Here is a 15,141-nt window from a genome sequence, read left to right on the forward strand (position 1 = left end):
GACCGGGGTTTCTCATTTTCGCATCACTGGTAGGAACCGCCGCGGCGCGGGAACCTAGTTGTGATGACGACACTGCTGCACGCGGTCGCCCGCAGAGCCGAGGCGATCACCCCGGACGCCGACCTGCTCGCGCGGTTCACGCGCGACCGGGACCACGCCGCCTTTGAAGAACTGGTGCGCCGACACGGGCCACTCGTGTGGGCCGTGTGCCGGCACATGCTCCCCGACCACGCCGACGCCGAAGATGCGTTTCAGGCCGTGTTCCTCGCGCTCGTGCGGTCCGCCGCGACCATCCGCGACGGCCGGACTGTGCCCGCGTGGTTGCACGGGGTCGCGGTGCGCGTCGCCACCCGCGCGAAGCGCTCGGGCGCCCGCCGGCGCCAGCGGGAACAGATCGCGTCCCACGCCGAGTCCGAGCGCCCCGTGGCGTCCGCGAGCTGGGACGCGCTCGTCCGGTCCGTTCACGAAGAAGTTCAGCAGCTCCCGGAAGTGGAGCGCACCGCCTTCGTGATGTGCGACCTGGAGGGCGTGTCGCAGCCGGACGCCGCGGCGCGGTTGGGCTGGCCGCTGGGGTCACTGTCCGGGCGCCTCTGCAAAGCACGTCAGCGACTCATGGAGCGACTCAGTGCCCGCGGGGTCGCGCCCGCGGTCGCGATCGGCATCGGAGTAACGGCCAGCACCACCGGCGCGGTGCCGGGCCGACTGTTCAACGCGGTCAGAACCTTTCCCAGCACACCGACCGCGGCCTCGAAAGCCGCGTCGGTGCTCGCTCGCGGATTTACCGAGGGTATCACAATGCGCGTGAAACTGATGATGGTGAGCGTGGTAATCACCGCGCTCGGGCTGACGGGCGGCGCGGCGCTGCTGTCGAAGGCCGACGCCCAACCGCCCGGGGGCGGGACCGGCACCAGTTCAAGCGGCGGAACGACGAGCGGCACCACGACGAGTAGTTCTGGATCCACAGGTGGTACGACGAGTGGTACGACGAGTGGTACGACGAGTGGAACGAGTTCCTCCGGTGCGGATGACACCGGAACGAGTACGAGCACGGCGAGCGGGACCACTAGTTCTACCGGTTCGGGCAGAACAGCCGCTTCGCCCGCATGGGAATACAAGTTCGTGGACGTGAGGAGCGACCGCAAAGCGTTCGAGTCGGCCATCACGCAGCACGGCAAGGACGGGTGGGAATTCTGTTCGTCCGAGCGCTTCGGTCCGGCGGAACTCGTCCTCGTGTTCAAGAAATCCAAGGGCGGAGCGAGCGGCTTCAACCCCTTCGGTGGTGGAGGTAGCGGCAGTTTCGGTGGAGCCGGATTCGGTCAACCAGGCGGAGGTGGGTTCGGTGGCGGAGGTAGCTCCCCGGGCGGCGGGGGCTTCGGCGGTAGTGGAGGCAACTTCCCAGGTGGCGGGGGAGGTAGCGGCGGATTCGGAGGAAACTTCGGTGGCGGGGGCGGTGGTAGCACCGGCGGTGGCGGAAATCGCGGCGCGTCAGCAGACCCCGAGCGCAGTTGGCAAATGCTCCAACGGCTCACGAACAGCACCGGCGACACCGTGGATCTCGGTGCGATCCCCCCACAAACGCGCGATTTCCTGAAGAGCATGACCGAACGAACGGGCGGTGTTCCGCTCCCCGAAAAGGGCACGATGACCAAAGACGAGTACCTCAAGTACCACGCACGAAACGAGGCCGCTCGCGGTGGAACCGGTAACAAAGGCGCGTCCGGCGGTGGTGGTACGGAAGGCGGTGGCGGCACGAACCCATTCAGCCCGCGTGCGAACCCGAACCCGGGCGCACTCGACCAAAACCTGTTCCGCGTCGCAACGCTGAAGAACGCGAAGGCGGACGACGTGGTGAAAGTGCTCCAGAAGGAATTCGAGAAGAAGGGGTTCAAGAGCGTGGCCGATCGCGCTGCGAACGCGGTGGTCATCATCGCGAGCACGCCGGACGACCTCACGAGCGCGCTCAAGCGGATCAAGGAACTCGATACCCCCGCAACGCCCCGCGTGAGTGGTTCGGGGACGCCCGGGAAGCCGGATGGGTTCGTCAACGTGTTCACATTAAAGCACGCAAAAGCCGAAGAACTGGTCACGGTGCTTCAAAAGCTGTTCCCGAACGGCACCATGACGGCGGACCCGCGCACCAACTCGATCGTCCTCAGCGGGGACACGGAAACGCTCGACACGGCACGGGCTCTCATTGCCCGCCTCGACATGGAAGTGGTCAAGCCGAAGTAGTCCGCACGCGCCTCCGAGTCGAGCGCACCGGGCTTCCATCCGGTGCGCTCTTTCTTTTTGTTGCAGGGGCGCGCACGCTCGCCGAAAAGCGCCCCGTCAGCGACAATAAACTCGTCCCCATTCCGACGAGTTTGTCATGCCACACCGTCCGACGTTCGACGAGTTCACCGCACTCGCGCGCGAGCACACCGTTGTGCCCGTGTACCGCCAGCTCACCGGCGACACGCTCACGCCCGTGTCCGCGTTCTGCAAGTTGCAAGAAGGGGACTGGTCGTTCCTGTTCGAGAGCGTCGTCGGCGGCGAGCGCGTGGGGCGGTACAGTTTTCTGGGCGCCGGGCCGTTCATGACGTTCCAGGCGCGCGGGAAAAACGTGGTCGTCCGGAACGCGGGCGAGCGCGAGGGCCGCGAGTTCACGTGCGAAGACCCGCTCCGGCTCCTGGAAGAAACGATCGCGCGGTTCCGCGCCCCGAGCGTGTTCGGCTTACCGCGGTTCTGCGGCGGCGCCGTCGGCTACGCGGGCTACGACACCGTTCGGTACGTGGAGCACCTGCCCAACGCCCCAGAGGACGACCGCAAACTGCCCGACCTGAGCTTCGGCTTCTACGACCGAATGGTCATCTTCGACCACGCCGCGAAGACGATCCTGGTCGTGGCGCACGCCCGGCTGGACGGGTACCAGGCGTCGGGCTCGGAGTACCGCGAAGACGACCTGCGGGCGGCGTACCAGGCCGCGTGCCGCGGGGTCGATGAACTGGTCGGGCGCCTCCAGCGTGGCGTCGCGGACATTCAACTGACGGACATCGACCCGAAGCGCCGGGCCTCTACCGAGCCCCGGTCGCCGATCCCCGACGCGCGAATCCAATCGAACTTCACGCGCCCCGCGTTCGAGGCCGCGGTGGAGAAGGTGCGCGAGTACATCAACGCGGGCGATGCGTTCCAGATCGTGCTCAGCCAGCGGTTCCGCACCGAAACGCGGGCGCGGCCGTTCGACATCTATCGCTCGCTGCGCGTGGTAAATCCGAGCCCGTTCATGTTCTTCGTGCGCGCCGGCGAGGTCACGCTCGTCGGGGCGTCGCCGGAAATCATGTGCCGCGTCGAGAACGGCGTCATCACGAACCGCCCGCTGGCCGGCACCCGGCGCCGCGGGGTCACGCCCGAAGAAGACGCGGCGCTCGCGGCCGAGTTGGTCGCGGACCCGAAGGAGCGGGCCGAACACATCATGCTCGTGGACCTCGCGCGGAACGACGTCGGCCGCGTCGCGGAACTGGGCAGCGTGAAGATCAGCGACCTGCTCACGGTCGAGCGCTACAGCCACGTCATGCACCTTTCGAGCACCGTTACGGGTAAGCTCCGGCCGGGGCTGACCGCGTTCGATGCGCTGCGTGCGAGTCTCCCGGCCGGCACGCTCTCGGGCGCGCCGAAGGTGCGGGCGATGGAAATCATCGACGAACTGGAGCCGCACCGCCGCGGGCCGTATGGCGGGGCCGTCGGGTACGTTGACTTCAGCGGTAACATGGACACGTGCATCGCGCTACGCACGATGGTGCTGCTCGGCCAAACGGCTTACGTTCAGGCCGGCGCCGGGCTGGTCGCGGACAGCGTCCCCGCGGCCGAGTACCAGGAAACCGTGGACAAAGCCGCGAGCCTGCTTCGCGCGATCGAAGTGGCCGAAACGCAGCTATAACTGGGGATCACGCCCATGTTATTCGGGACCGATTTTGAAGCGTGGGAGAAACTTGGCGCGCTGGTCGCGCTCGTGGTGGTCGTGAGTTTTTGCTTCGTGTTTCGAGGTGAACCGGGAAGCGCGCGCAGCGACCGTTTCCGCAAGAAGTACCCGGCGCTCGCACGAACGAGCGCCGTTATGTTTCTGATCTCGTTCGTCGGCCTCGTCGCTTTCGTCCGCTCACGATGAACCCGGAGCCGTTATGCGCTCGCGAATCGCGTGTCTGTTGTTGATGGCCACGGCGAGCGGCGTCGCGTTCCCACAGGAACCGCTGGTTTCGGGCGATCCGGCGCGCGTCGAGCGCATCCGCAAGGCTGCGATGCCGAAGATCGACAAGCCCGTCTCCTTCGACACCCCCGAAGCCGATGCGATCCTCGCCGCGCTCGAAGTGTTCCCGGAAGACAACCCGTGGAACCTCGTCGTTAGTGACTGGCCGCTACACCCCAAATCGAAGGAAATCGTCGCGTCGATCGGCGCGAATAAGCCGCTACGGTGCAACCCGGACATGAGTTTCGTGCTGGTCCCGCCCGGCGAGAAGAAGATCGATGTGAAGCTCGTGAGCTACCCGAAAGAGTCCGATAAGGGGCCGTACCCACTGCCCGACGTCGTGCCCATTGAGGGCTGGCCCGCACACTACAAACGAAACGCCAAGCTGAAGGACGTCACGCTCGAAGACGTTCAACGCGACAAGTTGAAAGAGAACGGCGACCGACACGCGATCGTCGTCGACCCGACCAACCGAATGCTGTACGAGTTCTACCAACTGAAGAAGACCGATACGGGCTGGCAGGCCGCGTGCGAGGCGACGTTCGACCTCAAGAGCAACAAGCTCCGACCGAGCGGCTGGACGAGTTCCGACGCGGCCGGGCTACCAATTTTCCCCGCGATCATCCGCCACGACGAATTGAAGCGCGGCGCGATCGAGCACGCGATGCGCGTGACCGTGGCGAGGTCGGCCAAATCTTACGTTTACCCCGCGACTCACTTCGCGAGCCGCCGGACCGAAGCGGACCTGCCGCGCATGGGCGAGCGCATCCGGCTGCGGAAGGACTTCGACGCGTCGAAGTGTACGGCCGAAGTGAAGGTGATTCTGGAAGCGCTGAAGAAATACGGGATGCTGGTCGCGGACAACGGCATCGACTGGGCGCTCTCGTGCGCCCCCGACGAGCGCATTCCGGTGCTTCACGAGGAACTGCGAAAGGTTAAAGGCTCGGATTTCGAGGTGATCCTGCCCCCAGAAGGATACAAGCCGGCGAAGTGACGATTTTGTGGAGTGGGTCCAAGTTTCGCGCAGGCCCACCTGTTCCGTTCATTGTCCTGTTTCAGTTAGTTCGTCGCGGGTCCGGCGCGAGATGCCGTCGAATGCGGCCATGTAGGTCGCTTCGAGCGGAACGTTCACGTAAGCACCGGGTTCGAGGAACAGTGGCATCTCCGGGAGCACTTCCCCCACGGCAATTGGTTGAATGTACGCGCGACTCACCACACCCGCTTCATAAGAGACGAGGGTGAGCGGTTGGTTCGCGGGTGGCGAGTACGGCTCGTCCCGGAACTCGGACCAGATGACCGGATGCACCCCGTTCGGGTCGCGCGGCCCCGGCGGGAACAGGTCCACAACCAAAACGTGAATCCCGTGGTCGATGGCCGCGGTCACCTTCCGAACGAACGCCTGAATCCCGTGGCGGTTCGACTTGTTACCCGGCGAAACCAGTTCGATTAGCGCAACGATTCGATCGTCGCGACGAACGGTGATGGTCTTTCGCAACCGTGTGTACGGGTCGCTCGCGAACTCAGACGTGAACGAAACCTTCGGCGGAGCAATTGCGACCGTTGATAACCCACCAATTGGCCCCGGATGCGCCCCCTCGCCGTTCCCTCCCAATAGGGAAGTCAGGCGCAAGGCAAGGACGTCGGGAATACCGTCATCGGTATGTTGCTCGACCTTCGCTTCGTAATCCGGAGGCAACAACCCGTTGTTGAGCGCGGACCGAATTTGTGGCGCCCAACCCTGATGGAAGTCGTGGAACGTCCCGTGATCGACTCGGGTCCAATCGTGAATCGGCATCTCCTCCTCCTCTCCTCCCATTCTAACTCATCACGGAGCAGATCGGCTTGCCGGTGCAAAGTGTATAGGGCTTGTTCTGCGTGTCGTGGAGTTCCGTGGTGGGGTCGATTCCGAGGAGTTCGTAAATGGTTGCCGCGATGTCTTCGGGGCCGACCGGGTTCTCGCGCGGGAACGCCGCGGTGCGATCCGACGAGCCGTAGATCGTGCCGCCCGAAACGCCCGCGCCCGCGAAGAGGACCGTGTAGCAGTACGGCCAATGGTCGCGCCCGTTGCTCTTCGACGCCCCGGCGCTGCTCGTCACGAACCCGATCTTCGGCGTGCGCCCGAATTCGCCCATGACGACCACCAGCGTTTCATCGAGCAGCCCCCGCGCGTCCATGTCCGAGATCAGCGCCGAGAGCGCCTGATCGAACGGCGGGCACAGCGCCTTCTTCATCAGCCCGAAGTGATCGCGGTGCGTGTCCCACGCCTGATCGATGCGCCGACCGGTCATTACCGTCACGAGGCGCACACCGGCCTCGATCATGCGCCGGGCCATTAAGAACGTCTGACCGATGTGCGGCAGCCCGCCGAACTTCCGCGCCTCGATACTGCGATCACTCCCCACGTCGGTACCGTAGCGCTCGCGCAACTCCCGGGGTTCGTGCGTCAGATCAAATGCCCGGCGCGCGTCCGGCGACGTGACCACTTCCACCGCCTGCCGCTGGAAAACGTTCAGTCGCTGAGCCGCGGCCGAGTCCCCGCGTTTGGCGATTGCCGCATCGAGCGCGTTGCGTAAATCGTCACGCTGATTGAGGCGATCGAGCGGCACTTCCGGGAGCAGATCAAGCCCCGGCACACTAAAGCTCGGGAGGCTCGGATCGCCGCTCACAAACGGATCGGATTTCGCGCCGAGAAACCCGCCCTTCTGCCCGCCGATGTCGACGCCGTTGTTCCACTGGTATTCGGGCAGTAGCACGTAGGGCGGAATCGCCTTTTCGACAGGTCGCAGTTTTGCGGCTACTGCTCCAAAAGGTGGAAACGTGCTCGCGGAGTCGGTCTGCACGAGCTTCGAGCCGTCCGCCGGGTGCTTCCCGGTCAGCATGTAGAAGCTCCCGGCGTTGTGGTCGTTGACGCCGTGGTGGACCGACCGCACTTGTGCGAAGTGGTGCATCTCGCGTGCGGTGAGCGGGAGCAGTTCACCCACGGTGACGCCCGTCACGCTCGATCGGATCGGTTTGAACTCGCCCCGCACCTCGGCCGGTGCTTCGGGCTTCATGTCCCACATTTCGAGGTGACTCGGCCCGCCGTCCATGAAGATGAGCAGGCACGACTTGGCGCGCGGTTTGTTTTTGTTCGCCGACTCACCCGCTCGTGCGCGGAGCAGCGTCGGCAAGCTCAGCCCACCAACGGCCAACCCGCCCGCGCGGAGGAACTCGCGCCGTGAGGGGCCGGAACAGTTACGCGACGGCCGACCGGCAAGTGAGAGCATGGCAGAACTCACGACGTGCGAGCGACACGGTACTCAGCCTACCGTCCCGCCCGCCCGACACAAGCACCCCTTACCACAATGTGCGGCGGCTCTCGGCCAAGACTTCGGGGGGCGCGGGCGGGGCCGTCGCGTGGAACTTCACACGATAGAGCGTGCGCCGATAGCCGGCGTGCGGTTCGAGGCGCGTCTTCTCGCTCTCCAGGAGCGGTTCCACTGAGCCAATGACCGCGAACTGCTCCGCGTCCTGTCGGCGCGCCAGAATGAACGCGCTCTCGCGCCCGCCGGATTTCTCTTTCAGATCCCACGGGTCGCGCACGAGTGTACCCGGCTGCGGTGTGTGGTACAGCACCCAGAACGTTTCGAGCGGACGAAGCCAGTCGTACTGAACGTAAATCGGCGCGTCCGACGGGACGAACTCGGGGGTGCGGTGCAGCATCGCGTTGTCGGGCGCGTAAGCATCGCGGGTAGCTGCGCGGAGGTACGTCCATTCGGAATACGCCACCGCGAACACAAGGAGCACGCCCACGATTGCCGCGCGCTGGTTCGGGTGGTTCGCGAACCGCACGAACGCGAACGTGAGCAGCGGCAACGAAACGGCCAAACTCACGAGGAGCCATTCCGGGGCGCCAATCGCTCCGCGGTACTTCATGGCGGCCCACACCGCCACACACCCAACCAGCCCGGCCCACGCCCACGGGTTACGTACCCACGCCGGCATGCGCTCGCGTGCGAACGACCACATCGCGACCGCACCACCCACGGAGAGAAGCGCCCACGGTGCCATGCACTGGAGCAAATAGTGATGGTGCTTCCCGTCCGACGCGGAGAACACGAGCGGCGGGAGAATTGCCCAGCACCACAAGAAGCGCTCCGGTCCCGGTCCGGCGAAAGCCGCCCGGCGCGTTTGCCACAGCCCGACGAGCGCGGGGAGCGTCCAGGGCAACAGCACGAACGGCACGTTGACCGCGTAGTACCACCACGGCTCTTGTAGGTAGCCCTTGTTCAACCGATTGAGGTAGTGGTCGCGCCACAAATCGATGATTTCCGGGTGCCGGGATATCACCGCGATCGGCCACGCGAGCGCGACGCCCGCCGCGGCCAACCCGCCCCAGAGCCACACGTAGCGTTTCAGTTGCCCCCACGAGTGGTTCCACAGCAAGTAACCGGCGATCGGCAGTCCCGCCATCACGGTGCCGAAGATCACGCCCTTCGCCAGATTGGTCGCTCCCAGAAGCGCAAAGAACGCGAGCACCAGTAACGGGCGCGAGCCGAAGAACGAGCCAGATTCGTTCACGCGACTCGCCCGCGGGCCGAATTCCAGTTGCGCAAACACCGCAACAGTCGCGGTCACGATCAGGCACAGGAAGATGTCCGCTTCGGGGTTGCTCGCGTAGCCGTAGAACTCGTGCATCGTGGCGAAGATGCCGCCCGCGGCCAGACCCGCGTTGCGGCCATAGAAGAGAGCCCCAGTGCGCGCCACGAGCAGCACGAGTGGCACCGCGATCAGCACCGCCGCGAGGCGCGCGACCGCGTCGCTGGTGGACGTGCCCGCGATTGCGTACACCGCGCAAATGAACCACGCCGACGCGGGCGGGCGCTCGAGCCACGGCTCTCCTCCCACGCGGGGGACGATCCAGTCGCCGCCTGCCAGCATCTCGCGACTGTTCTGTGCGACTACCGATTCGTGCCCGGTCAGCGTCTTGGCGAAGAGCGCGCAAAACGAGAAGAGCGCGAAACAGAACGCGGCGAGGAGTGCGTAATCGCGGCGGGTGAGGCGGCTCGGCGAGTTTTCGGTCATGAGACGGTCCCGTTGCCCAAATTTCGCAGCCCGCCAATAGCAGCTTGGGCGAACCGCGTCAACACGATCGCAATCGCCTCCCAATCCTCCGAATCCCAGGGCCGTTCCTTTATTCACACTGCGGGATGCCGATAAGCGCCTGTGCTTGGTCCGGGTGTATTTGAAGTTGTTCGATGGCCTCGGGGTGATTCTTGGCCCGGACTCCGGACAACAAATGAACCACGGCATTGCGCAAGGCCGCGAGAACCTGAGGGGCGGTGCCCTTGCGCACCCGGCACGCGTCCTCGCCCAGAGTTACATCCCGGACGTAATGCAACGGATTCTCGATGCGCCAGTGATCCCGAACCAGGCCCAGAAGTGTCGCCGCGTCCGCTCGCTCCGCCGAGAGGCTGGTGATCCCGTGCACCACCTCCACCGTCCGCGCGCCCTTCACCATGCGCTCGCGCGTTACCTTGAAGCCCTGTTTGAGTCCCTTCCACATCGGGCTCACCGTCAGGATCCGCGTGACCTCAAGGGTGCGCGTCTCCCGACGCCCGTGGCCCTTGTCCGTTGAGGTGGCCGACCGGCCCGACGGCGCGGGCGTCGGGACCGGTTCAGGGGGAAGTAGCCGCCGCGATCGAGCGGGCGGCGGTTGCGAACGCGAACCCGCCCTCGATGTCGATGACCAGGGCCGGTTGGTTGTTCTTGGCCACGAGGACGTAATCGCCCCCGGCTTCGATCACCTGTTTCGCCAGATCCCGTTGGCAGAACATCGCGTCGCCCGTCACCACTTTGCCCGTCAGGGGCAGGATCCCCAGCAGTTCCAACGCGGCCTTGTGTTCGTTGGTCCGGGAATCGACGCGCACCTGAGCTAGAACCGCCGCGACCGCCGGCGCGAACGCGGCGACCAGGTGCAGTCCGGGCACGTCCCCGTCGCGACTCCCACGCAGGGTCTTGCCGTCGAGCGCGAGGTGTTCAAACGCGGCGGGGTCGATGCGCCCCTCGATCCAGCGCGACAGGGCGCCTTCGAGTTGTTGCGCGTCGAATCGTCGGAGCGTGCGCGAGAGCGTGGACGTGGTAGGCGTTTGGCCCCGTCGGAACCCGAGTGCGTGGGCCAGTGGGGTTCCGTGTTGTCGCCCGAATCGCGCGATCCCGGAGAGGCTCTTGCGTCCCATGAGCAGGGCCAACGCGACGAGTCCCAGAACGGCAGGCAAGGGGTGGACACGACCGTGGCGACTGCGTGGGTCGGGGAGCGTGGCGAGCGCGTCGTACAGGGTGCGAGGGGGCATGCGCAACTCCGGGACCAAGAGGCAACGCGCCCCGATTACCCAACCGCACTCAAATCCACAACATGAAACAAGGAACGGCCCTGCTCCGAATCCGCCAATCCATCCCAACTCCACGAAACCAATTGCTCGTCGTTTCCGACACACTCGCTCCAAATCGCAATCTGCCTCAAGGTCCGTATCTGATCGTGCCGATTGTTCCATGTAGCAGGACGACGTGCGTTGTCCGGGTTGGGGGCGGTGTATCGGGGGATGCCCGCGGACCACGATTCGGAGTGCCGGAATCTGGGGGAGTGCTCGGCCGCCGGCCGCCTCGTCCCGCCACGGCTGGCAGAGCAGGAGCGTGCCATGCGAAAAGGCTTGTTGGGATCGATCGCGGCTCTGGCCGCCGGAGCGGGGGCTGCTTGGGGGCAGTCTCCAGTTGAACCGACTCCTCTACCCGCCGGGGTTCCCGGTGTGGGCGCGCCGTTGGGCGGATCGCCCGCGGTGGGAGGGGCTGGGGCGGGCGCGCCGGCGCCCGTCATTATGCCGCCGGGCAACTACGGCCCGCCGGACGACCCACTGGGCCTCGGCCCGGTCGGTGGGTTCGGGCCGCCGCCCGGCCCGATGTACCCGATGCCCGGCCCCTACGGGGCGCAGTCGTACCAGCCGGCACCGGCCGGGGGCGGCGCGGGCGAACTCGGGAGCGCGCCACGCTGGTGGGTGGACGGTGAGTACCTGTTGTGGTTCACCAAGGGCCAACCGGTCCGCTACCCGCTGCTGACCTCCAGCGCCCCGGCGGACCAGGGCGTCCTCGGTGCGGCGAGCACCGTCGCCCTCGTGGACCGCGGGACGCTCGGCTACAACGCCATGAGCGGTATGCGGTTGTCGGCCGGGTTCTTCGGTGACGCGGACCGACGGTTCGGGTTCAACCTGACCGGGTTCTTCACCGAGAAGCGGTCGAACATTCAGGACTTCGGTGGCCTCGGGAACTTCTCGGGCATCCCGGTGCTGGCCCGCCCGTTCGTGGACGCGAACCAGGTGACGAGCACGATCGTGCTCTCCAGTGCGGACTTCGGCCCGGCGAGCGTGCAGGTGGGTACCAGCACCTCGACGTTCAGCATCGAACCGTCGGCGGTCTGGAACCTGTACCGGTCCGCTCCCGGGGCACGGCGGTCCTGGTCGGTCGACTTCCTGGCCGGGTACCGGTTCTTCCAGCTCAAGGAAGACCTGTGGATCGACAGCCTCACGGCCCTGAACAGCGGCCTGGTCCTGCCGATCTTCCAGACCGGTCCGTTCGGGATCGTCACGCAGGTCGGTACGCGGGTCGTCCCGAACCAGACCAATTTCGGCGGGGTCATCATCCAAACGCCGTCGTTCGTCAACGTTCGCGACTCGTTCCGGGCCACCAACAACTTCAACGGGGCGTCCTTCGGGCTCCGCTCCGAGGCCCGCTGCGGTATCGTGAGCGCCAGTGCGAGTGCGAAGATCTCGATCGGTAACTTGCACCAGCGCCTGGACGTCTTCGGCGGCAGCTCGTTCATCGACTTCACGGGCGCGTCGGGCTCGCAGATCAGCACCCCGGTCGTCCGCGGCACCGGCGGCGGGGCGGGCGGGGCCTACGGTGGGGTGCTGGCGAACCCGAGCAACATCGGCACCTACACCGACGACCGGTTCACCTACATGCCGGAATTCGGTGGAACCCTCGGTATCGCTCTCACCCGGGGCCTGACCGGGTACGTCGGGGTGAACTTCCTGTACCTCCCGGACGTGATCCGCCCGGGCAACCAGGTGAACCCGGTCGTCAGCAGCGCCGCGATCCCGTTCGGGTCGAACTACGGGACGGGCGGTGCGGTCCGCGGCCCGGGCGTCTCCCTCCTCCAGTCCGATTACTGGTTGGGCGGCGTCACCTTCGGCCTCCAGGTCCGGTATTGATCTCCTGCTTCCGGCCGAACGCACGCTCCCGCCCGCGGTCCAAACCGCGGGCGGTATCGTTTTTCCGGGGCACGAAGTCGTCCGAAACGCGGAGTGCGGAACGCGGACCGCGGAATAGAAAAGACAGAAAGGTTGCGGCGCACTCGGACCGGTTCCGGGCACCGGCTCGCGATCGGTTCACTCTCCGCGTTTCGGACGCTTTCGCATTATGAACAACGTGTTGAAGTTGGGGCTCCCGGCCGGCTCGCTACAAGAGGCCACCGCCGAACTGTTCCGCAAGGCCGGGTACAAGATCACGTTCCCGTCCCGCAGCTACTACCCCGCCATCGACGACCCGGAACTGCACTGCACGCTCATCCGCGCGCAGGAAATGGGCCGCTACGTCGCCGACGGGTCGCTCGACTGCGGGCTGACCGGGCACGACTGGATCGTGGAGAGCGACGCCAACGTCGTGGAACTCAGCGAACTCGTCTTCAGCAAGGTGAGCCGCCGGCCGGTGCGGTGGGTGCTCGCGGTGCCGAACGATTCGCCGATCCAGGGGCCGAAGGACTTGCAGGGCAAGCGCATCGCCACCGAGGTCGTGAACATCACACGGAAGTGGCTCGCGTCACACGGCGTGACCGCGCAGGTCGAGTTCAGTTGGGGCGCGACCGAGGTGAAGCCGCCCAAGTTCGCCGACGCGATCGTCGAGGTGACCGAAACGGGAAGTTCGCTCAAGGCGAACAACCTGCGCATCGTGTGCGATCTCCTGAAGAGCACGACGCGTTTCGTCGCGAACCCGGACGCGGCCGCGGACCCGTGGAAGCGCCAGAAGATGGACGACCTCATCCTCATGCTGAAGGGCGCAATGGCCGCCGAGGGGAAGGTCGGGCTGATGATGAATGTGCGCCGGGCCGATTTGTCCCGCGTGCTCGCGCAGCTCCCGGCACTGAAGAACCCAACGATCGCGCCACTGGCCGATCAGGATTTCGTCGCCGTGAACACGATCATCGACGAGGACACGGTCCGGCACATCATCCCGCAACTAAAAGCAGCCGGTGCCAGCGGGATCGTCGAGTACCCGCTTACCAAGATCATCGACTAAACAACGGTTAGTTTCCCACGCGGGACGATCGGTGGTAATCAGGCGCTCGCATTCCGCGTGCACCCGGGTTACCATTGATCGTCCCGCCGTCTTTTCAAGACCGATGGCACGTTAGCCCGCCCGAACTCTCCGCGCTGCAGGGCCTCTCCCCATGACCACGCACTCGCGCCGCGACTTCCTCTGGTCCTTTGGTGGCGGACTCGGTGGGCTCGCGCTCGCGCAACTCATGGCCGAAGCGGGCGAATTGCCTGGCGCGGTGAAGCCGAAGGCCGAGTTCAACGGCGGGCTGCACCACGCCGCGAAGGTCAAGCGCGTCGTGCAACTGTTCATGAACGGCGGCGTCAGCCAGCCCGACACGTTCGACTACAAACCCGTACTGGAGAAAGGGCACGGCAAGCCGTTCGATCCCGGCACCAGCGAGAAGGTCGAGGGCGTCACCAGCACGCCCGGCAACCTGATGAAGTCGCCGTTCCCGTTCAAGCAACACGGGCAGTGCGGGCGCTGGGTCAGTTCGATGTTCCCGCACCTCGCGACGCAAGTGGACCGCATGGCGTTTCTCATGGCGGTCGCGTCCAAGTCGAACGTTCACGGCCCCGCCAGCTACATGATGAACACCGGGTTCATCCTCCCCGGGTTCCCGTGCATGGGCGCGTGGCTCTCGTATGGCTTGGGGCGCTTGACCGATAACCTGCCCACATTCGTCGTGCTGCCGGACGCGCGCGGGCTGCCGTACAACCAGAGGGGCAACTTCGGTTCGGGCTTCCTCCCGGTCGCGCACGCGGGCACCATTCTCAACGCGGGCGGTAACCCGCCCATCCCGGACCTCGCACCGTCCCCCAAAGAGAAATTCGTCTCCTCCAGCGCGGACAAGGACGCACTGGAACTGTTGGGCAAAGTGAACCGTGCCCACGCGGACGCGCGCCCCGGTGATTCGCGGTTGGAAGCGCGCATCGAGAGCTACGAACTGGCGGCGAAGATGCAGCAGCACGCGCCCGAAGCGCTCGACCTCAACCGCGAGTCGGAGAAAACGCGCGCGAAGTACGGCCTCGACCAGCCCGCGACCGCCGAGTTCGGGCGCCGGTGCCTGCTCGCCCGCCGGTTACTCGAACGCGGCGTGCGGTTCGTTCAGGTGTGGAGCGGCGCCGGCGGGCCGACGAACAACTGGGACAACCACACCGACATCATCCGGGAACTGCCGCCGATGGCGAAATCCGTCGACCAACCGTCCGCGGCGCTCCTTCAGGACTTGCACGATCGCGGGATGCTCTCCGACACGCTGGTTGTGTTCAGCACGGAGTTCGGGCGGCAGCCGTTCACTCAGGGCGCGACTGGGCGCGATCACAACCAGGGTACGTCGGTCGCGTGGCTGGCCGGTGCGGGTGTGAAAGGCGGAGTGAGCCACGGCGAAAGCGACCCGTGGAGCTGGCGCACGGAAAAAGATCGAACTTACTGCTACGACATCCACGCGACGATTCTGCACCTGATGGGCATCGACCACACGCTGCTGTCCGTGCGGCACGACGGCACCGACCGCCGATTGACCGACGTTCACGGGCACGTCATCGAGAAGATACTGGCTTAAAAGGAGAACC

Annotated in this window: 12 protein-coding genes; 7 read left to right on the top strand and 5 right to left on the bottom strand. The window is 65.7% G+C overall.

What is annotated here, in order from left to right; genetic code table 11:
* Nucleotides 1-63: 63 nt before the first annotated feature.
* The 4 genes from VT84_RS31390 (at nt 64) to VT84_RS31405 (ending at nt 5,216) form a co-directional block, all read left to right on the top strand.
* A complete protein-coding gene (locus tag VT84_RS31390) occupies nt 64-2,232 on the top strand; it encodes a sigma-70 family RNA polymerase sigma factor (protein WP_082842298.1) in 2,169 nt (722 codons plus the stop codon).
* A 136-nt stretch (nt 2,233-2,368) separates the two neighbouring features.
* Complete coding sequence (trpE, locus tag VT84_RS31395) at nt 2,369-3,916, top strand: anthranilate synthase component I (protein WP_082842299.1); 1,548 nt, start codon at nt 2,369-2,371, stop codon at nt 3,914-3,916.
* 15 nt (nt 3,917-3,931) lie between these two features.
* The gene (locus tag VT84_RS31400; protein ID WP_082842300.1) at nt 3,932-4,144 is read left to right on the top strand and encodes a hypothetical protein; all 213 of its coding nucleotides are present in this window, start codon (nt 3,932-3,934) and stop codon (nt 4,142-4,144) included.
* Between the two features lie 13 nt (nt 4,145-4,157).
* Nucleotides 4,158-5,216, top strand: coding sequence for a hypothetical protein (locus VT84_RS31405; protein ID WP_082842301.1), 1,059 nt, complete (start codon nt 4,158-4,160; stop codon nt 5,214-5,216).
* Nucleotides 5,217-5,264: 48 nt separating this feature from the next.
* Here VT84_RS31405 and VT84_RS31410 read toward each other — a convergent pair whose 3' ends face one another.
* The 5 genes from VT84_RS31410 to VT84_RS31430 all read right to left on the bottom strand — a co-directional run bounded on the left by VT84_RS31410 (nt 5,265) and on the right by VT84_RS31430 (nt 10,554).
* Entirely contained in the window at nt 5,265-6,017 is a 753-nt protein-coding gene (locus VT84_RS31410; protein ID WP_052557209.1) for a DUF4058 family protein, read from the bottom strand.
* Nucleotides 6,018-6,039: 22 nt separating this feature from the next.
* Entirely contained in the window at nt 6,040-7,488 is a 1,449-nt protein-coding gene (locus VT84_RS31415; protein WP_082842302.1) for a DUF1501 domain-containing protein, read from the bottom strand.
* A gap of 70 nt (nt 7,489-7,558) precedes the next feature.
* The gene (locus tag VT84_RS31420) at nt 7,559-9,286 is read right to left on the bottom strand and encodes an ArnT family glycosyltransferase (RefSeq protein WP_082842303.1); all 1,728 of its coding nucleotides are present in this window, start codon (nt 9,284-9,286) and stop codon (nt 7,559-7,561) included.
* A 109-nt stretch (nt 9,287-9,395) separates the two neighbouring features.
* Nucleotides 9,396-9,989 carry an ISAs1 family transposase gene (locus VT84_RS31425; protein WP_239465947.1) on the bottom strand — a complete coding sequence of 198 codons (594 nt, stop codon included), beginning with the start codon at nt 9,987-9,989 and terminating at the stop codon, nt 9,396-9,398.
* On the bottom strand, nt 9,880-10,554 hold the full coding sequence (locus tag VT84_RS31430) for an ISAs1 family transposase (protein WP_082842304.1): 675 nt from the start codon (nt 10,552-10,554) through the stop codon (nt 9,880-9,882). Before VT84_RS31430 ends, VT84_RS31425 begins: the two co-directional genes overlap by 110 nt.
* Nucleotides 10,555-10,899: 345 nt before the next feature.
* Between VT84_RS31430 and VT84_RS31435 the strand changes: the two genes are divergently transcribed.
* The 3 genes from VT84_RS31435 to VT84_RS31445 all read left to right on the top strand — a co-directional run bounded on the left by VT84_RS31435 (nt 10,900) and on the right by VT84_RS31445 (nt 15,131).
* Nucleotides 10,900-12,465 (top strand): BBP7 family outer membrane beta-barrel protein, encoded by a 1,566-nt coding sequence (locus VT84_RS31435; RefSeq protein WP_157470050.1) that lies wholly within the window; start codon nt 10,900-10,902, stop codon nt 12,463-12,465.
* Nucleotides 12,466-12,673: 208 nt separating this feature from the next.
* On the top strand, nt 12,674-13,549 hold the full coding sequence (gene hisG, locus VT84_RS31440) for an ATP phosphoribosyltransferase (RefSeq protein WP_052557213.1): 876 nt from the start codon (nt 12,674-12,676) through the stop codon (nt 13,547-13,549).
* A gap of 151 nt (nt 13,550-13,700) precedes the next feature.
* Nucleotides 13,701-15,131: a DUF1501 domain-containing protein gene (locus VT84_RS31445; RefSeq protein WP_082842306.1), complete on the top strand. Its 1,431-nt coding sequence runs from the start codon at nt 13,701-13,703 to the stop codon at nt 15,129-15,131.
* The last annotated feature ends 10 nt before the right edge of the window (nt 15,132-15,141 follow it).

Origin of the sequence: Gemmata sp. SH-PL17, from assembly GCF_001610855.1 — a bacterium.
Lineage (GTDB): Bacteria > Planctomycetota > Planctomycetia > Gemmatales > Gemmataceae > Gemmata > Gemmata massiliana.